Source organism: Stenotrophomonas sp. Sm2128, from assembly GCF_030985535.1.
Classification (GTDB): domain Bacteria; phylum Pseudomonadota; class Gammaproteobacteria; order Xanthomonadales; family Xanthomonadaceae; genus Stenotrophomonas; species Stenotrophomonas maltophilia.
The window spans coordinates 1-19,014 of record NZ_JAPTFQ010000021.1 but is presented as its reverse complement, the minus strand read 5'-3'; the positions used below and the strand labels follow the sequence as shown (position 1 = coordinate 19,014).

Below are 19,014 nucleotides of genomic sequence, written 5' to 3'. Positions count from 1 at the left end.
CCAGCCCCACAGCATTGCAGATAGCTACGGATGCAACCAATTGCGCACTGCACCATGGGCGCTTCGATCTGGCATAGTGGTCAGCCCCTGTCCCACTGGCCGTGTTGCCCCATGTCGCCGAAGAAGACCTCGTTCCCCAAGCAGGATATCCGCGTGCTGTTGCTGGAGGGGGTCAGCCAGACCGCCGTGGAGGTGTTCAGCGCCGCCGGCTACAGCCAGATCGAGGCGCACACCAAGGCGCTGCCCGAGGACGAACTGAAGGCGCGCATCGCCGAGGCGCACATCGTCGGCATCCGTTCGCGCACCCAGCTCAGCGCCGAGGTGCTGGCCGAGGCCAAGCGCCTGATCGCGGTGGGCTGCTTCTGCATCGGCACCAACCAGGTCGACCTGGACGCGGCCGAGCTGGCCGGCATCCCGGTGTTCAACGCGCCCTATTCCAACACCCGCAGCGTGGCCGAGCTGGTGATTGCCGAGGCGATCATGCTCACCCGTGGCATTCCGCAGAAGAATGCCGAGTGCCATCGCGGCGGCTGGTCGAAGTCGGCCAGCGGCAGCCATGAGGTGCGTGGCAAGACCCTGGGCATCATCGGCTATGGCCACATCGGCACCCAGGTCGGCGTGCTGGCCGAATCGCTGGGCATGCAGGTGATCTTCCACGACGTGGAAACCAAGCTGGCGCTGGGCAATGCGCGTGCTGCGGCCAGCCTGGACGACCTGCTGGCCCGCGCCGACATCGTCACCCTGCACGTGCCGGAGACCCCGGCCACGCAGTGGATGATCGGCAGCACCGAGCTGGCGAAGATGCGCAAGGGCGCGCACCTGATCAACGCCGCGCGCGGCACCGTGGTCGACATCGATGCGCTGGACGCGGCGCTGGCCAGCGGCCACGTCGGCGGTGCCGCGCTGGACGTGTTCCCGGTCGAGCCGAAGGGCAATGGCGATATCTTCGAATCGCCGCTGACCCGCCACGACAATGTGATCCTGACCCCGCACGTGGGCGGCAGCACGCTGGAGGCGCAGGACAACATCGGCGTGGAGGTGGCGGCCAAGCTGGTGCGCTACAGCGACAACGGCAGCACCCTGTCGGCGGTCAACTTCCCGGAAGTGACCCTGCCCGAACACGAAGACAGCCTGCGCCTGCTGCACATCCACCAGAACGTGCCGGGCGTGCTGTCCAAGGTCAACGAGATCTTCTCGCGCCACAACGTCAACATCGACGGCCAGTTCCTGCGCACCGACCCGAAGGTGGGCTACGTGGTGATCGACATCACCGCCAGCGAGGCACAGGCCGCCGCCGTGCGCGACGAACTGGCCGCGATTCCGGGCACGCTGCGGACGCGCATCCTGTATTGAAAAAAGGGGACGGAGGGGATTAAGTCGTTTGCGGCACATGCGCTATAAACGACTTAATCCCCTCCGTCCCCTTTTTACCTCAGCGTGCCAACCACCGGCGCGCCATGCGCTGCATGGATTCATCCGATTCGGGGTCGGCCGCGACTTCGGTCACCGGCCGCCATGCCAGGTCAAGTGACTCCTCGCTGGGCACGAATGCCTCGCCACCGAGCGCGCGGATCACGAAACGCACGTCGTAGTGCCAGTGCCCCGGCACGTCCTTGCGCTCCGGGATCCAGTGCTTGTCCAGATCGAAGATGGCCGGATCTTCCAGCACCAGGCCGCTCAGGCCCGACTCCTCCTCGGCTTCCTTCAGTGCCACCTGGGCCAGGTCGCGGTCACCGTCGGCGTGGCCGCCCAGCTGCAGCCAGCGTTGCAGCTTGCGGTGGTGGGTCAGCAGCAGGCGCTGGCCATCGGCACTGACCAGCCAGCAGCTGGCGGTGAAGTGGCCGGCCAGGCGCTCGCGGCGGAACGAATCTTCCGGATCGTCCAGCAATGTGCCGAATTCGGCAGCCAGTGCGTCGTGGGCAGGCTCACGGCGGGCATAGTCCCGCAGCAGGCCACGCAGGCGATCGTCAAGCACGGCAAGGGTTTCGGCGGTCTGGCGCATGAATGGGGGCGGTCTGGAAAAATACTGCTCATTATCGCCGTTCATTGTTGCGATTGCGCTTGTGCGTTGGCTTCAGCTTTGGCTAAGGTACAGCGGGCCGTTCGCGCGGCCTTCACCATTCCAGGGTTGCCGGCAACGTATCGGCGGCCCACCCCATCCGATCACTAGGAAGTACTGCATGCTGAAAGCTCTGTTGAGGGTCAAGCCGGTTGAACCGGCCGGGCACGTCGATGCCGGCGAACCCATCGAAGGCAGCCTGGACGGCGAAGCCACGTTGAAACGGACCCTCACGGCTAAACACCTCATCCTGCTTGGCGTGGGTGCGGTGATCGGCGCTGGTATCTTCGTGCTGACCGGCCAGGCCGCGGCCAACCATGCCGGCCCGGCGGTGATGCTTTCGTTCGTGCTGGCCGGTTTCGCCTGTGCCCTGGCGGGCCTGTGCTACGCAGAGTTCGCGGCGATGATGCCGGTCTCCGGCAGTGCCTATTCGTACTCCTACGCCACCCTGGGCGAAGGCATGGCCTGGTTCATCGGCTGGTGCCTGGTGCTGGAGTACCTGTTCGCCTCGGCCTCGGTCGCGGTGGGCTGGTCGGCATACCTGATCAGCTTCATCACCACCACCCTGCACATGCCGTTCCCGGACCTGCTCAGCGCCGCGCCCATCGCCTGGACCGGCAGCGAGTTCGTCTCCTCCGGCAAGCTGTTCAACCTGCCGGCGGTGCTGATCGTGGCGGCGGTGTCCGGCCTGCTGTACGTGGGCGTGACCCAGTCGGCCTTCGTCAACGCCATCATCGTGGCGATCAAGGTCACCGTCATCTGCCTGTTCATCGGCATCGGCGCGGCCCATATCGACCCGGCCAACTGGCAGCCGTTCATCCCGGAAAACACCGGCGTGCCGGGTGAGTTCGGCTGGAGCGGCATCTTCCGCGCGGCCACCATCGTGTTCTTCGCCTACATCGGCTTCGACGCGGTCTCCACCGCCGCCGGCGAAACCAAGGACCCACAGCGCAACATGCCGATCGGCCTGCTCGGCTCGCTGGCGGTGTGCACCATCGTCTACATCATCGTCTGTGCGGTGCTGACCGGCATGATGCCGTACCACCTGCTCGGCACCGACAAGCCGGTGGCGACCGCGCTGGAGCCCTACCCGACCCTGTCCTGGCTGAAGACGTTCGTGGAAATCGGCGCCATCGCCGGCCTGTCCTCGGTGGTGCTGGTGATGATGATGGGCCAGACCCGCATCGCCTACACCATCTCCCGCGACGGCCTGCTGCCGAAGTTCTTCGGCAAGGTCCACGCCCGCTTCCGCACCCCGTACGTCGCCACCATCGTGGTCGGCGTGATCGCCGCCGCGCTGGCCGGCCTGGTGCCACTGAACGTGCTCGGCGAACTCGTCTCGATGGGCACCCTGCTGGCCTTCGCCACCGTGTGCGTCGGCGTGCTGGTGCTGCGCTATACCAAGCCGGACCTGCACCGCCCGTTCCGCGTGCCGATGGTCTGGATCATCTGCCCGCTCGGCGCTGCCACCTGCCTGTTCCTGTTCTGGCAGGCGTTCGTGGTGCATTGGCACCTGTTCGTTGGCTGGACCCTGCTCGGCCTGCTGATCTACCTGGGCTACGGCATCCGCAACAGCAAGCTGGCCAAGTCGCCCTGATCCGCCTACGGGCCGGCCTCGCGCCGGCCCGTCCGTTTTCCCCGCGCGCCGCCCGTGGCGCGCTTCGACAAGACCACCACACATGTTCAAGCAACTGTGGGCCACCAAGCACCCGCATGCCGCCCATGAAGACGCCAACGGCCTGAGCCTGCGCCGCCACCTCGGCCCCTGGGGCCTGACCGCCCTCGGTATCGGCGCGGTGATCGGCGGCGGCATCTTCGTCATCACGGGCCAAGCCGCCGCCAACCACGCCGGCCCGGCCATCATGCTGTCCTTCGTACTGGCCGCCATCTGCTGCGCCTTCTGCGCGCTGGCCTATGCCGAATTCGCCTCGATGGTGCCGATCTCCGGCAGCGCCTACACCTACACCTACGCCACCTTCGGCGAGCTCTCGGCCTGGTTCATCGGCTGGATGCTGGTGCTCGAGTACGGCGTGTCCGCCTCGGCGGTCGCAGTCAGCTGGACCGGCTATTTCCTCAGCCTGCTCAGCCAGTTCGACATCCATCTACCGGCGGCGCTGGTCAGCGCCCCGCTCGATGCACAGCTGCGCCCCACCGGCGCGATCGCCAACCTGCCGGCCGCCGCGCTGGTACTGCTGCTGACCTGGCTGTGCTACGTCGGCATCAGCAAGTCCTCGGCGATGAACATGGCAATGGTCGTGCTGAAGACCGGCCTGATCCTGCTGGTCATCGTGGTCGGCTGGAAGTATGTGGACACCAGCAACTGGACCCCGTTCATTCCCGCCAACGAAGGCCCCGGCAAGTACGGCATGGAAGGCGTGCTGCGTGGCGCGGCGATGGTGTTCTTCGCCTACATCGGTTTCGAAGCGGTGTCGGTGGCGGCGCAGGAATCGAAGAATCCGCAGCGTGACATGCCGTTCGGCATGATGCTGTCGCTGGTGATCTGCACCGTGCTGTACATCGCGATGGCTGCGGTGATGACCGGCCTGGTGCCGTTCCAGCTGCTCGGCACCGACGAGCCGGTGGTGACTGCCGTGGCCGCGCATCCGCAGCTGGGCTGGCTGCGCTGGGTGGTCGAGGTCGGCGCACTGGTCGGCCTGTCCTCGGTGGTGCTGGTGATGATCATCGGCCAGCCGCGCATCTTCATGATCATGGGCCGCGACGGCCTGCTGCCGCCGGTGTTCACCAGGATCCACCCGAAGTACCGCACTCCGCATATCAACACCGTGATCACCGGCATCGGCATCGCGCTGCTGGCGGCGCTGTTCCCGCTGGACATCCTCGGCGAGCTGACCTCGATGGGCACGCTGATCGCGTTCGCCGCAGTCTGCGCCGGCGTGCTGATCCTGCGCCGTACCCAGCCGGACCTGCCGCGCCCGTTCCGCATGCCGATGGCGTGGCTGATCTGCAGCCTGGGCGTGCTGAGTTGCCTTGCCCTGCTGTCGGCGATGACGATGCACAACTGGATGCTGATGGGGGTGTGGACGTTCGTCGGATTCGTGATCTATTTCTGCTACGGCTTCAGGCACAGCCGCCTGCGGGTGAAGTAAAGGGATTGCAGGGCCTGCGGCCCTGCACCCGCCTTTGAAGCCGGAGCAACGGCAACGGCAACAGCGGGTCTGAGGGTTTGGCGGGGAGGGGCGAGATTGCGGGGGGCGCTGCAAGTACATCCCTGTAAGCTCGGTCGCCGCATCCATGCGGCTCACGCCCCCGCAACCTCACCCCTCCCCACCTTCGACACTCTCCCGGCGCATCCGGTGGATCCACGCCATGCGTGGATGATGGTCATTCCCAGCGACCAGGGCGCCCGACGATGATCATCTGCGGCCAAACCAGATGGTCTTCTGTATCCAGCCTGCGCCGCCCATGCAGCCCATGAAGTGCTCGTGATTCTCCTTGGCGTTGACGTCCACGGTGTAGCGCTCGGTCTTTGGCATCAGCATCTTCTTGTATTTGCCATCCACGTCGCATGTCTCGCCTTCCTTGCAGACCGTCAGCACCTCGATCTCCTCGGTGCGCTCGACAACGTCCATCTTCTCCGGCCACTTCTCGTTGGCCTCTGCCCTGCAGCGCCACCGCGACTCATCCAGCGGATCAGCATGATCACTGAAGCGGGCCCATTCGGTCGCACAACCGCCGGTCAACAGCGCAAGCCCCGCAGCAACGGCCAGTCGCATACACGTAGCCATCTCCCTCATCCTTCTCGATTTCCGGTCGCTGCACGCGCTCGTACTTTCCGTCCACGTCGTACGTGTTCTTGTCCTGCCCCCTGCTCGTCTCCAGCCTCAGCGCCTGAACGGTTCGCAGAGCCACGTCATTCTCCGCTGGCCACTGTTGCCTCGAGTCCGTTGAGCAGCAACCGGTCGAGCCGCTGCCGTCCGCCGCGCCGGCTCCGCCTAGCGGCGATTGAACCAGATGAGCTGCTGCTGCCAGCCGGCACCGGCCATGCAGGCATTGAACTCGCTGCTGCGGTCGGACGCATTGACGTCCACGATGTAACTCTCCTCTTTCGGCATGGGTACCATGTTGTACTTGCCGTCAATGGCGCAGACTTCATCAAGCCTGCAGGGCACCTTGCGGTCTTCGTAGACGGTGCGCGTGGCCACTTCATTCCTGACCGGCCAGTGATCGTCGGCCTGCGCCCTGCAACTCGAATGGGCGGGGCCGAATGACCGCGCACCCGCATCCATCTTCACCCATTCCATCGTGCAGCCACTGCTGGCAAGCATGATGCCAATCGCCCCCATCATCCCCATCGCGCGCGCGATCATCGAAGTACTCCTTTCCTTGGCGCTCGCCGGAACTTCTGCGGCAATCCGATGATGTTTCGCGGCAAGAGGGCTGTCCACGACCGGAATCGCTTCCAGCGGGAGCGCTGCCCTCCCCATTCAGCCAGCGCTGTGCTTGCCTCGATCCAACCCCTGCGCGCCGCCTGCCAGCACACCGCTTCGCGTTGCCCACGCAGCAGGCAGGCGGTACCCGCGCGGGCCCAGCATCGGGCCGGATCACGTAAAATGCCGTCCATGGACACCACCACCTTTCCCTACGACACCGCCCGCCTGGGCGAACTGGCCCAGCTGCTGATCGACAACGTCCGCGAACTGGCCCAGGCCGGCTGGACCCCGGCCACCAGCAGCAACTTCTCCCACCGCCTGGACGACCGCCACGCCGCGATCACCGTCTCGGGCAAGGACAAGGGCCGCCTGATCGAGGACGACATCATGGTGGTGGACTTCGACGGCCAGGCCGTGGGCCGCCCGTTGCGCCCCTCCGCCGAAACCCTGCTGCACACCCAGCTGTACCGCCGCTTCCCGGAAATCGGCTGCGTACTGCACACCCATTCGCCGGTGCAGACCATTGCCTCGCGCCTGTACGCGCCGCAGGGTCATGTGCACCTGGAAGGCTACGAACTGCTGAAGGCCTTCGCCGGCAACAGCACCCACGAGATGGCCATCGACGTACCGGTGTTCGCCAACACCCAGGACATGAACGTGCTTTCGAAGCAGGTCGATGATCTGCTCGACCGCCAGAACCTGTGGGGCTACCTGATCGACGGCCACGGCCTGTACGCCTGGGGCCGTGACATGGCCGAGGCGCGTCGCCACCTGGAAGCCTTCGAATTCCTGTTCCACTGCGAACTGGAACTGCGCAAGCTGCGCGGCTGAACCCGTGCGCAGGTGCAGATGCCGATCCGGAATCTGCGCCTCGTCCCCACCCTGCTACCCTGTCTTCCCCCCGAGACGTTCAAGCTGCCGCCATGAGCCGACTGCGCATCTACGACGACACCCGCCCCGAATCGCCGCTGCTGGACACCCAGGACGGCGCGGTCATCGCTGCCGAACTGCAGAAGATCGGCGTCACCTTTGAGCGCTGGCAGGCCACCGCGCCAGTCGCGCCGGGCGCCAGCCAGGAGGAAGTGTTCGCTGCCTACCGTGCGGACATCGACCGCCTGGTCGCCGAGCGCGGCTTCAAGAGCGTGGACGTCGCCTCGATCGCCCCGGACAACCCGAACCGCGCCGAGCTGCGGAAGAAGTTCCTCGACGAGCACTTCCACAAGGAAGACGAGGTGCGCTTCTTCGTCGCAGGCTCCGGCCTGTTCACCCTGCACGTGGGCGACAAGGTCTACGAGATCGAGTGCGTGAAGGACGACCTGATCGCCGTGCCCGATGGCACCACCCACTGGTTCGACATGGGCGATGAACCGAGCTTCGTGGCGATCCGCTTCTTCACCGAGCCGGACGGCTGGGTGGGTCATTTCACCGGCACCGACATCGCGCAGAAGTTCCCCCGTTACGTACCCACCCAGGCGTCCTGATCCATGCAGCCCCGCGTCATCCTGACCGACATCGAAGGCACCACCAGCAGCATCTCGTTCGTCAAGAACGTGCTGTTCCCCTATGCCCGCAAGGCCTTGCCGGCGTTCGTTGCCGAACATGGCCAGCAGCCGGAGGTCCGCCGCTGGCTGGACGCAGTGGCTACCGAGATCGGTGGCGCCTGCCAGGACAGCCTGGTCGCCGAGACGCTGCAGGGCTGGATCGACCAGGACCGCAAGCACACCGCGCTGAAGGCGCTGCAGGGCCTGATCTGGGATGAAGGCTACCGCCGCGGCGACTACACCGCGCACTTCTACCCGGAAGTGGCGCCGGTGCTGAAGGGCTGGCACGCTGCCGGCCTGCCGCTGTACGTGTACTCCTCCGGCTCGGTGCCGGCGCAGAAGCTGTTCTTCGGTTTCAGCGATGCCGGTGACCTCAGCCCGCTGGTGTCGGGCTGGTTCGATACCGAGATCGGCGGCAAGCGCGAGGCCGACAGCTACCGCCGCATCGTGCAGGCGATCGGCGTGCCGGCCGGCGAGATCCTGTTCCTGTCCGATGTGGTGGAGGAATTGGACGCCGCCCGCGAAGCCGGCCTGCAGACCCGCCTGATCGATCGCCTGGATGATTACCCGATGCCGCGCATCGGCCAGGCCGCCAATGGCCACGAGCGGGTCGAGAACTTCCAGCAGATCCAGCTGTAAAGAAGAGAGGTGTGCGGACCAACGGTCCGCACCTACCCGTCTCCGCGTCTGGTGGATGCCAACCTTGGTTGGCATGTTCGGTGTGTGCCAACCAAGGTTGGCACCTGCCAATGCGGGATACGCCGCCCTCAACGATCGTTGAGGGTCTTCAGCTTCATTGCTTCGCGCAGGGTCGTCAGGTCCACCGGGCCGCGCACCGCAATGTCCCGGGTCTCGCCCGGCAGCAGATCCAGCAGGTTGTCTTCGACCTGCACATCCAGCGCACCGAAATCGATCCACGTCGCGCGCACGTAAGCTGCGCTGTCCAGCCGCAGTCGATAGTGGTCGCCTTCGATGGACAGGGTGGCCTTCAGCTTCTGCCGCGGCAACACCTGGTCTTTTGCTTCGACGAATCCGACGACCTGGCGGGCACTGACCGCCCCGTTCTGCAGCAGCTCGAACACGGCCACCGTGCGCTTCGGATCGGCACCGGCCAGCAGCTCGGCATCGCGGAAATCACCAATCGAGGTGACGCCCGCCGCCGTCAACGCCACCGCGTCCTCGCGACGACGCAGCACCTTGCCATCCACATCCATCACCCGCAGCCGCCAACGTGCGTCTGCGGCAGCGCCATCATTGATCAGGCGCACCCGCGTACTGCCCTCATCACGCAATGCCGCCAGCGTGACCGGCGCGAAGAAGCGCCGCGCGGCGTAGTGCAGCGCCTTCCAGCGACCGAAGTAGTCCACGCTGGACCATGAAGCACCCGGCCAGACGTCGTTGAGCTGCCAGTACAGCGAGCCCATCGTGTACGGCCGCGAGGCGCGATGGTGCAGCGCGGCCAGCGCGATGCCATCGGCCTGCATCACCTGGCTGAGGTAGACGAAGTCCTCGAAGTCCTTCGGCGTGCCGTAGCCCAGTTCGATGTAGTGCAGCAGGCGGCTGTTGCCCTCGCCGGCCATGAATTTCTGGTGCGCGCGGATCACCGGGCTGTCGATGCGCTGCTCGGCGCGGGTGGCGATCTGGTCCACGGTGGCCACCGACGGCCATGCCTGCAGGCCGTACTCGGACATGAAGCGCGGCGTCTCGCGCAGGTAAGCCTGCACCGGCAGCGCCGGATTGCCCCAGACCTGCCAGTAGTGCTTGTCGCCACGGGTCGAGTCGTTAGCTTTTTCGTCAAGATCGTTGCTCGGCGAACTGGACCAGTACGGCACGCCCAGTCCCTCCTCACCCACCACCCGGCGCAGGTCATTGCCGAACAGGTCGACATAGCCCTGCCAGACCTTCGCTGCAAACGCCGGGTCGGCCGCCTTCAGGTCGCGGCCGTGGCCCCAGTCCTTCCAGGCGGTTTCTTCCTCGTTGTTGCCACACCACAGCACGATGCTGGGGTGATGGCGCAGCCGGCGCACATTGTCGCGTGCCTCGGCCACCACGCTGGCACGGAAGGCCGGATCGTAGCCCGGCTGCATGCCACCACCGAACATGAAGTCCTGCCAGACCAGCAGGCCCAGTTCGTCGGCGATGTCGAAGAAGGCATCGTCCTCGTAGTAGCCGCCCCCCCAGTTGCGCAGCATGTTCATGTTGGCGTCGCGTGCGGCGGTCAGCACCTGGCGCAGGCGCGCGGCGTCGACCCGTGCGGGGAAGGCATCGAACGGAATGACGTTGGCGCCCTTTGCGAAGATCTCCACGCCGTTGATGACGAAAGCGAAGCCCTGCCCGCCCTTGCCGTCTTGCTCGCGGCGCAGTTCAACCGTGCGCAGGCCGATGCGCTGCTCGCGCACCAGCGCTGCATCGGCGCCACCGTCCAGGCGGGCCTGCACGGTGTAGCGGTCCTGTGCACCGTGGCCGACCGGCCACCAGCGCTGCGGCTTGACCAGTTCGACCGGTACTTCGACGGCGTTCTGGCCGGGCTTCAGCAGCACCGTGCGCTGCACCTGGGCCACGATGCGACCCTGCGGATCGCGCACATCGACATTCACCACCGCAGAACCGGCCGCCGCGCCCTGCTCCATCTCCAGCAGCACGGCCAGCTTCGCCTGCTCCGCGCTCAATGCATCGGTACGCACGGCAAGATCGGTCAGGCGGTGCGCATCCCAGGCCTGCAGGTCGACCCCGCGCCACACGCCGGCGGTGACATAGCGCGGGCCCCAGTCCCAGCCGAAGTGATAGGCCGGCTTGCGCGCGAAGTTGCCGACCATCGCGTCCTTGGGCTCATCGCCATAGGGCGAAGGATAGTTGCCGGCGATCTTGTGCGGCATCGCCTGCACATCCGGCAACAGCGTGCGGATTGGTGAACGGAACACGATCTGCAGTTCATTGCCATTCGCGCGCAGGCGCCCGTCCACGCGCGCACGCCAGGTGCGGTGCGCGTTGTCCGCGCTCAGCAGCGGCCTGCCGTTGAGGCTGACTTCGGCATAGGTATCCAGCCCGTCGAAGCGCAGCTCGGCATTGGGCTTGGCCAGCGTCGCCGCATCCACGTCGAAGCGAGCGCGGTACTCCCAGGCAGCCAGCCCGATCCATTGCAGCTCGGCCTCAGGCGCACCGACGTACGGATCGCGGATCAGCGCGTGGGCGAGCAGGTCGGTGTGCACGCTGCCCGGCACCTTCGCCGCACGCCATTGCTGCAGGCCCGGGTGGGCGGCACCCTGCGCATCACCGGGCAGCATGCGGAATTCCCACTGTGCCTGCAGCGGGGCTGCAGTTGCCGGGAAGGCGGAGGCTGCGATCAGCAGCAGGAGCAGACGGACAACGAGGGAAAGACGATGCACGCGGAGCTCCTGTTTTTCCGCCGGGCGTCGCCCGGCGCTACCGATTCCGGATTGCCAGGCATGGCCTGGCATTACTGCATCCAAACGATCTTCAGCGCACCACGTTCAACACTTCGTAGCACGCGCCCATGGTGTGGTAATCCACCTTGCCGGCCGGGCTCTTCTCGTCGCTGTACTTGCGGTTGTCCGCATCAAGGATGCGGAACCAGGCACCGTACTGGTGGTCGACGAAATGCTCCCACGAGTACGCCCAGATGCGCTCGTACCACTGCCAGTAGCGGTCATCACCGGTGCGCTTGGCCATCAGTGCGGCGGTGGCCAGCGTTTCGGCCTGCACCCAGAAATACTTGTCGTCGTCGCAGACGAAGCTGTCGCCACCGATCGGCGCACCGTCCATGCCCGGCTGTCGGCGCGTTTCCGGTGCGAAACCGTAGTACAAACCACCGCGCGCTTCGTCCCAGCTGCGCGCCACGGCCACATCGAACAGGTGCTGCGCGGTCGGCACCAGCCAGTCGGCCTGCACGTGGCGATCGAGGATCAGCAACAGCTTGGCCCATTCGGTCTGGTGGCCGGGCTGGAAGCCCCATGGGCGGAACAGGTGCTTGGGGTCGTCCAGGTTGTAGTCCCAGTCGATCTCCCAGTTCTCATCGTAGTGCTCCCAGACCAGCCCGCCGGCCTTGGCCGCCTGGCGGCGGGTCATGTTGTCGGCCAGCTGCAGCGCACGCTGGACATAGCGCTGCTCGCCACTGGCCTCGAACGCCGCCAGCATCGCCTCGCACATGTGCATGTTGGCGTTCTGGCCGCGATAGCCGGTGAAGTTCCACTGGCCATCGGCCTCGTCCTTGTACAGGCCGTGCTGTGGCTCCCAGAAGCGCGCTTCCAGCAGCTTCCAGGTTTCGTCCATCCACACACGCGCCTGTTCGATACCGGCCTTCAGCGCGCAACTGTAGGCCAGCAGCACGAACGCCACGCCGTAGCAGTGGTTCATGTCGTCCTCGACCTTGCCATCACGCAGGGTCCAGGCGTAGCCACCGGTGGCCGGGTTGCGGTGCACGTCCCGCAGGTAGCGCACGCCGTGCTCGACCGCCTCGCGGTACTCAGCATTGCCGAATTCGCGGTAGGCCATCGCGTAGTTGAAGACGAAGCGCGTGCTGCTCACCAGGTGCCGGTGGCTGGCATCGTAGACGCTGCCGTCATCCCGGAAGTAGTGGAAGAAGCCGCCGTCCGGATCGATGCAGCGCGGATGGTAGAACGCCATGGTATCGGCGATGTGCGCGCGCAGGAACGCGGGCGAACGGAAATCGGGCGAGGTGCTCATGCGGTAATGTCCTGTGCCTGCAGCAGCTGCTGCACTTCATCGAGCGAGGGCATTGCGGCGAACGCGCCCTTGCGGGTAACAGCCAGCGCCCCCACGGCGGCGCCGAAACGCAGCGTGGCGGTGATCGCCGCCGGGTCCTGGCAGAACGCAGCGAAACCAGCGCCCGCCCCACCGCGCTCCAGCAGGCCGACCAGCACGCCACCGACGAAGGCATCGCCCGCCGCCGTGGTGTCGACCGTGGCCACGCGGAAACTGGTGACCGTGCCGTGGTTGTCGCGGGTGTACCAGTGCAGTGTGGCCGCACCGTCGGTGACGATCACCCAGCGCGCCTGCGCGGCCAGCAGGCGCCGCAGCACCGTCGCCTCGCCGTCACTGCCCAGCGGCGCGGCCAGATAGTCCAGCTCCTCGCGCGACAGCTTCACCAGATCGGCGCGTTCCAGCGCCTGCCACAGGCGCGGCGTCGGATCCTCGTTCGCCGGCCACAGCGCGGGACGCAGGTTCAGATCGAGGCTGACCACCGCTCCGGCCGCACGTGCACGGTCCATGCCGGCAAAGGTCGCCTCGGCGATGCCCGGCTCGGTCAGGCTGTTGGAGCAGACGTGGAAGCACTGCGCGCTGTCGAAGCAGGCGGCCTGGAAATCGCTGTCACGGAACAGCAGGTCGGCGGCCGGCGGGCGGTAGAAGCTGAAGCTGCGCTCGCCACTGGCGTCGAGGGCGACGAAGGCCAGCGCGGTCTTCGCCGCATCGGTACGCACGATGTAATCCGTGCCCACGCCGTGCTCGACCAGGCTGTCGGCCAGGAAGTCACCGAACATGTCACGGCCGAGCATGCCGACGAACTGGGTCTTCGCGCCCAGCCGCGCAGCGGCCACGGCAACGTTGGCCGGCGCACCGCCGGCGTACTGCAGGAACGCCCGCGGCGTATCGGCCGAGGCCGGCGGCTGCGCCAGTAGATCGATCAAAATTTCGCCGAAGCAAACGATGGAACCCATTCCGGACTCAGCCTCCCTGCGTTGCGGAAGCCGGCGTACGTGCGCCGACCAGTCCGTAGAAAATGATGTAGCCGTAGCACAGCAGCGGCAGGATGAAGCTGGCCTGCACACCGATGTGGTCGGCCAGCACGCCCTGCAGGTACGGCACCACCGCACCGCCGACGATGGCCATGATCAGCAGGCTGGAACCCTTGTTGGTCAGCGGGCCCAGGCGCTCGATGCTCAGCGCGAAGATGGTCGGGAACATGATCGAATTGAACAGGCCGATCGCCACCACCGAGTACAGCGCGATGTTGCCGGAGGTCAGCATGGTCGTGACCAGCAGCCCCACGTTGACCAGCGCGAAGATCGCCAGCAGGCGGCTGGGCGAGAAGCGCGCCAGCAGCGCCGAGCCGGCGAAGCGGCCGATCATCGCCATCGTCCAGTAGGCCGACACGTAATGCGTGGCTTCCTGCTCGCTGAAGCCGCCGATGTTGGGCATCGACAGGTAGTTGACCAGGAAGCTGCCGATCGAAACTTCGGCACCGACGTAGAAGAAGATGCCCAGCACACCCAGCAGCAGGTGGCGCTTGCGCAGCGCATCCAGGTAGCTGTGGTGGTGGCCCTGGTCGGCCTGCTCGGTGGCGTCGCTCAGTGCCGGCAGGCGGAACAGGTATACGAACAGCGCCAGCAGCACCAGCGCAACGGCCAGCCCCACGTACGGGCCCTGCACGGCCTGCGCCTCGGCGGCACGGTAGGCCAGCTGTTCGGCGGCCGGCAGTGCCGCGATGTCATCGGCACTCTTCACCGTGTTGGACAGGATCAGCATGCCGCCGAAGATCGGGGCGATGGCCGTGCCCAGCGAGTTCAGTGCCTGCGCCAGGGTCAGGCGACTGGAGCTGGTCTGCTCCGGGCCCAGCAGCGCGACGTAGGGGTTCGCAGCAACCTGCAGCACGGTGATGCCGGTGGCCAGAACGAACAGTGCGCCCAGGAAGGCGCCATACACGCGCAGCTCGGCCGCCGGCCAGAAGCCCAGCGCACCGATACCGGCAATCACCAGGCCGGCCACGATGCCCTTCTTGTAGCCCAGCGCCGCCACCAGCCGACCCGCCGGCAGCGACATCAGGAAATAGGTGCCGAAGAAGGTGAACTGCACCAGCATCGCCTTGGCGTAGTTCAGCTCGAACACCGCCTTCAGGTGCGGGATCAGGATGTCATTGAGGCAGGTCAGGAAGCCCCACATGAAGAAGATCGTGGTGACCACGGCCAGCGCCTTGCCGTTGGTGACGGCAGGTGCGTTGCCCGAAGATCCCGTTGGACGGGGCGTTGCGGAGATCGGCATGCGGTACGCGCCTCGATGCGCGGAAGGTCGTTGTTGCGTGGAAGGGGTGTATGGAATAAATCAGTTCGGTCGTGCGGCACTGCTTTCGCGGATGCGCAACTGCACCGGCGCGACCGTGCGCCGTGGCGGCGCGTCCGGTTCGTCCAGTCGTTGCAGCAGCAGCGCCGCAGCTTGCCGGCCCCGCTCGCGCGGATCGGCGGTGAGCGTGGTCAACGGCGGCACCGCCACCGCAGCCTCGGAAATATCGTCGAAGCCGGTAACGGCAAAGTCACCTCCCGGACGGATGCCCCGTGAATTCAAGCCCAGCATCAGGCCCAGCGCGACGGTGTCGTTGTAGCAGACCGCCGCACTCGGCCGATGGCCATCGGCAAACAGCTCATCGGTGCGCGCTGCGGCTTCCAGGCGGTTCGGTGCCGACTCGATCATCCAGCCCGGCGGCAGCGACAGACCGGCCTCGGCCAGCGCCTGCTGGAAACCGGCACGGCGCTGGTGGCACGAGCTCGATGCGGCGTGGCCGCCGAAGAAGGCGATCTGGCGATGTCCGCGCTCGATCAGGTGGCGCGTGGCCAGATAGGCGCCGTGCTGGTTGTCCAGGGTCAGGAAATCCCAGTCGGCCCCTTCCAGCTCGCGGTTGAACAGCAGCACGTTGGCATTGGCACCCAGTGCCTGTCGCAACTGCACGGTATCGCTGCCCTCGGCCGGCGACAGGATCAGGCCGGCGGGGGTGTGCTCCATCAACGTGGACAGCACGGCCTGCTGGCGCTCCGGCGATTCGCCAGTGCTGCCGAGCAGGGTCACGTAACCGCGTCCGCCCAGCGCCTCGTCCACGCCGGACGCGAATTCGGCGAAGAACGGGTTGGAAAGATCGTTGATCACCAGCGCGATGCTCGACGAGGTACGCCGGCGCAGGTTGGCGGCAGCGCGGTTGTAGACATAGCGCTGCCGGCGCAGCTCGGCCTCGACCTTGGCACGGGTATCGACGTTGACCAGCGGGCTGCCGCGCAACACCAGCGACACGGTCGCCCGTGACACGCCGATGGCACGCGCGATGTCGGTCACCGTCACTGCCTTGCCGGCGCGCTTGCTGGGACTGCTGCCGTTGTCGTTCATCGTCTTCCCGGACTCCGCTGGAGGCTCAAGCCTAATGGATCAGGGCCGTGTCGTGCCGTGCCGTTCGCTGGGTCACCGCGAACGGCACAGTCCGGCTCAGCGCAGCTGGCTGCCCGGTGCCGCGCACCAGGACACCGGCAGGTCCTTCACCGCCGTACCCCAGCCCTGCTCCGGCGCCTTCGCGTCAAGCGCGAACTGCAGGCGCGGGCCCTGCTGCAGCTGGTTCCAGTCCAGCCAGACCGGCGCATGCGCCTGGCCATCGACCTGCACGCCCTGAACGTACTGCAGGCGGCGGCCATCGGCACCCGGCGCGTCGATGCGCAGCGTCCGGCCATTGCCCATGTCCAGTTCCACCTTGCTGAAGCGCGGGGTGTGCAGCAGGAACTGGCCGCTGCCCGGCACCGCCGGGTACACGCCGATGGCACTGAACAGGTACCAGGCCGACATCGTGCCGAGGTCGTCATTGCCGGTCACGCCATTGGGCGCGTTGGTGAACAACTGCTGCGCGGCACGCACCACGGCCGCGGTCTTCCACGGCTGGCCGATCAGCGTGTACAGCCACGGCGAGTGCAGGTCCGGCTCGTTGTTCGGGTTGTAGCGGAACTGGTTGTAGTAGCTGTACGGCCCGACCACCCACTCCTTGCGGGCGGCGTTGAGCGGATCGGCCTGCAGCGCGTCCATCGCGAAGAATGCGTCGAGGCGGCGGCCGGCCTGTTCGCGGCCCTGCATCGCTTCGACCAGCCCCGGCACGTCCTGCTGCGCCAGCCACTGGTACTGCCACGCCGTGCCTTCATGGAAACCGTGGTGCGAACGCGGGCTGTAGTGGCCATCGGCCGGGGTGTACCACTGGCCATCCTCGGTGCGCGGGCGCGGGAAACCGGTGAAGCCGGTCTCGGCGTCGCGCACCTGCGGGTCCCACACCTTGCGCCAGTTGCGGCCGCGCTCACGCAGCGTCGCCGCGTCCTGCGCATGGCCGAGGCCATCGGCCATCTGCGAAAGCGCACAGTCGGCCAGTGCGTATTCCAGCGTTGCCGAACCGCCGTGGTGCGGATCGACGTCCATGCCCTTGGACGGGAACGCGCGGTCGTAGACCACGTAGCCCTTTTCCAGGTAGGTCGGGTTGCCGGAACGGCCGGCCATGCGTGAGTTCAGCGGCGGCGTGCCGAAGGCATTGCGGCGCAGCGCATCCCAGGCCTGCGATTCACGGCCCTTGAGCGCACCGAAGCGCCACAGGTCGACCATGAACGGGGTGACCGGATCGCCGGTCATGATGTTGGTCTCGAAGTTGGCATAGCCCCAGCGCGGCAGCCAGCCGCCCTGCTCGTCGATCGCCAGCAGGGTACGGCCGATGTCGCGCGCCACGTCCGGGCGGGTCAGTGCCAGCCACTGGTTCTGCGCGCGGTAGGTATCCCACAGCGAGAAGTACTCGTAGTAGGTCCAGCCATCGGCACGGTGGATGCCATCGTCATAGCCGCGGTAGCGGCCGTCGGCGTCGTTGCCGGTCATCGGCTGCAGCAGCGCGTGGTAGACCGCGCTGTAGAACACAGCGCGGTCGTCGGCGGTGCCGCCCTGCACGCGCACCCGGCCCAGCTGCTCGCGCCACGACTGCTGGGACAGCGCCCGCATCCGATCGAAACCGAGCAGCGCGCCGCCCTGCATGCCTTCCGCGCGCAGGTTGATGCGCGCGCCCTCGGCATCCACGTGCGATATCGCGCTGATCGCCGTTACCGACTGGCCCTTGGCCAGGTCGAAGCTGAGCCAGGCACCGTTCGGCTTCTGTTCGCCTTCCATGCTGTGACGCGCGCCCGGCAGGCCGCCGCCCTCGCCCCAGGTGCCATGCGCCTTGAACGGGCGGTCGAACTCGATGCGGAACCAGGTGGTGTACTGATGGCCGCCGCAGAAACTCTTGGTGACCAGCTTGCCCTCGACCACGCGGTCGCCGACCACATCGACCACGCTGCCGATCACCGAGTGGCGTTCGTTGGCCTGGCCGACGTTGACCAGCACGTGGCCCTCGCCCTGGCGCTGGCTGAAGGTGTAGCGCTCGGCCGCGGCACGCGTACGCGCGGTGGCCTCGGCGTCGATGCCGCCGTAGCTGGTCAGGCGCACCTTGTAATAGCCGGCCTGGCCGATCTCGCCGTCATGCGTGTACGAAGCGGCATAGGTCTTGTGGTTGAAGTTCTTGGCGTCAGCAGTATCGAAATCGCCGCCCGGACCGATGCTGCCGGTGACCGGCAGGATCGACACCTGCCCGCCCTGCTCCCAGCAACCGGCGCCGGAGATGAAGGAGTGACCGAAACCGCGGATCTTCTCGTCGTCGTAGCGCCAGCCCGAATAGTGGCTGCCGATCGGGCTGACCTGGATCAGGCCGAACGGTGCCGATGCGCCGGGGAAGGTATTGCCGTCGTCCTTGCTGCCGATGAAGGTGTTGACCTCGCGCTCCAGCGCCGCCGGTGCGGCCTGCAGCAGCATCGGCATGGCCGAAAATGCCAGCAGACAGGCCAAGCGCGCCAGCGGGCGGGAGGACAATGGGACGGCGGGAGCGGACGGCACTGGACGCATGTCGGGTTCCTGTAGTCGATGACGCGGAGGCAGACGGCCGGGATCGTTCGGCACCGTTCCGCTGAGTCCCGCCGTGACCGGCAGAGAGCTCCCCCTGGAATGACGCCCGACCCACCAGACCGTGGATTTAGATCGATTCAAGTAGAGCATGCGGCTTCAGCCGAATGCATTCTGCGGCGCAGCATGAGAGGGGGTGTTCGGCAGGGCTGCGCCCTGCACCTGCCGAAGCCGAAGCAACAGCAAAAGCCGACTATCCGTGGGATGGCGGGGTGGGTCCGGTTGCGGGGGACGCCGTAAACCCGTCCCTGGGGGCTTGGCCGCGGCATCCATGCCG

Annotated in this window: 14 protein-coding genes and 1 pseudogene; 6 read left to right on the top strand and 9 right to left on the bottom strand. The window is 66.6% G+C overall.

Annotated elements, in window-relative coordinates:
* Positions 1-111: 111 nt before the first annotated feature.
* The gene (serA, locus tag O0K41_RS08370) at positions 112-1,353 is read left to right on the top strand and encodes a phosphoglycerate dehydrogenase (protein ID WP_005409458.1); all 1,242 of its coding nucleotides are present in this window, start codon (positions 112-114) and stop codon (positions 1,351-1,353) included.
* A gap of 79 nt (positions 1,354-1,432) precedes the next feature.
* Here serA and O0K41_RS08365 read toward each other — a convergent pair whose 3' ends face one another.
* Entirely contained in the window at positions 1,433-2,047 is a 615-nt protein-coding gene (locus O0K41_RS08365) for an NUDIX hydrolase (RefSeq protein WP_123958521.1), read from the bottom strand.
* A 133-nt stretch (positions 2,048-2,180) separates the two neighbouring features.
* On the opposite strand from O0K41_RS08365, the gene O0K41_RS08360 reads away from it, so the two are divergent.
* Together O0K41_RS08360 and O0K41_RS08355 are read left to right on the top strand one after the other, a co-directional pair.
* Positions 2,181-3,656, top strand: coding sequence for an amino acid permease (locus O0K41_RS08360; protein ID WP_005409456.1), 1,476 nt, complete (start codon positions 2,181-2,183; stop codon positions 3,654-3,656).
* 82 nt (positions 3,657-3,738) lie between these two features.
* On the top strand, positions 3,739-5,166 hold the full coding sequence (locus O0K41_RS08355; protein WP_164222530.1) for an amino acid permease: 1,428 nt from the start codon (positions 3,739-3,741) through the stop codon (positions 5,164-5,166).
* Between the two features lie 267 nt (positions 5,167-5,433).
* On the opposite strand, the gene O0K41_RS08350 is transcribed toward O0K41_RS08355, so the two are convergent.
* Positions 5,434-5,793 carry a hypothetical protein gene (locus O0K41_RS08350; protein WP_164222552.1) on the bottom strand — a complete coding sequence of 120 codons (360 nt, stop codon included), beginning with the start codon at positions 5,791-5,793 and terminating at the stop codon, positions 5,434-5,436.
* Between the two features lie 219 nt (positions 5,794-6,012).
* Positions 6,013-6,387 (bottom strand): hypothetical protein, encoded by a 375-nt coding sequence (locus O0K41_RS08345; protein ID WP_032957971.1) that lies wholly within the window; start codon positions 6,385-6,387, stop codon positions 6,013-6,015.
* A gap of 252 nt (positions 6,388-6,639) precedes the next feature.
* On the opposite strand from O0K41_RS08345, the gene O0K41_RS08340 reads away from it, so the two are divergent.
* The 3 genes from O0K41_RS08340 (at position 6,640) to mtnC (ending at position 8,630) form a co-directional block, all read left to right on the top strand.
* Positions 6,640-7,281 carry a methylthioribulose 1-phosphate dehydratase gene (locus O0K41_RS08340; protein ID WP_088435781.1) on the top strand — a complete coding sequence of 214 codons (642 nt, stop codon included), beginning with the start codon at positions 6,640-6,642 and terminating at the stop codon, positions 7,279-7,281.
* Positions 7,282-7,373: 92 nt separating this feature from the next.
* A complete protein-coding gene (locus tag O0K41_RS08335) occupies positions 7,374-7,931 on the top strand; it encodes an acireductone dioxygenase (RefSeq protein ID WP_005409451.1) in 558 nt (185 codons plus the stop codon).
* A 3-nt stretch (positions 7,932-7,934) separates the two neighbouring features.
* A complete protein-coding gene (gene mtnC / locus O0K41_RS08330; protein ID WP_033833463.1) occupies positions 7,935-8,630 on the top strand; it encodes an acireductone synthase in 696 nt (231 codons plus the stop codon).
* A gap of 128 nt (positions 8,631-8,758) precedes the next feature.
* On the opposite strand, the gene O0K41_RS08325 is transcribed toward mtnC, so the two are convergent.
* The 6 genes and pseudogenes from O0K41_RS08325 to O0K41_RS08300 form a co-directional block, all read right to left on the bottom strand.
* On the bottom strand, positions 8,759-11,377 hold the full coding sequence (locus O0K41_RS08325) for a glycoside hydrolase family 2 protein (RefSeq protein WP_164222527.1): 2,619 nt from the start codon (positions 11,375-11,377) through the stop codon (positions 8,759-8,761).
* A gap of 91 nt (positions 11,378-11,468) precedes the next feature.
* Entirely contained in the window at positions 11,469-12,695 is a 1,227-nt protein-coding gene (locus O0K41_RS08320) for an AGE family epimerase/isomerase (RefSeq protein ID WP_099527190.1), read from the bottom strand.
* Positions 12,692-13,687: a carbohydrate kinase gene (locus O0K41_RS08315; RefSeq protein WP_149500989.1), complete on the bottom strand. Its 996-nt coding sequence runs from the start codon at positions 13,685-13,687 to the stop codon at positions 12,692-12,694. The genes O0K41_RS08320 and O0K41_RS08315 overlap by 4 nt, the downstream gene beginning before the upstream one ends.
* A 7-nt stretch (positions 13,688-13,694) precedes the next feature.
* Positions 13,695-15,008 (bottom strand): L-fucose:H+ symporter permease, encoded by a 1,314-nt coding sequence (gene fucP, locus O0K41_RS08310; RefSeq protein ID WP_005409446.1) that lies wholly within the window; start codon positions 15,006-15,008, stop codon positions 13,695-13,697.
* A gap of 60 nt (positions 15,009-15,068) precedes the next feature.
* Positions 15,069-16,118 carry a LacI family DNA-binding transcriptional regulator gene (locus tag O0K41_RS08305; protein WP_005413180.1) on the bottom strand — a complete coding sequence of 350 codons (1,050 nt, stop codon included), beginning with the start codon at positions 16,116-16,118 and terminating at the stop codon, positions 15,069-15,071.
* A gap of 96 nt (positions 16,119-16,214) precedes the next feature.
* A pseudogene (locus O0K41_RS08300) lies at positions 16,215-18,554 on the bottom strand (GH92 family glycosyl hydrolase); the annotation flags it as partial.
* Between the last annotated feature and the right edge of the window lie 460 nt (positions 18,555-19,014).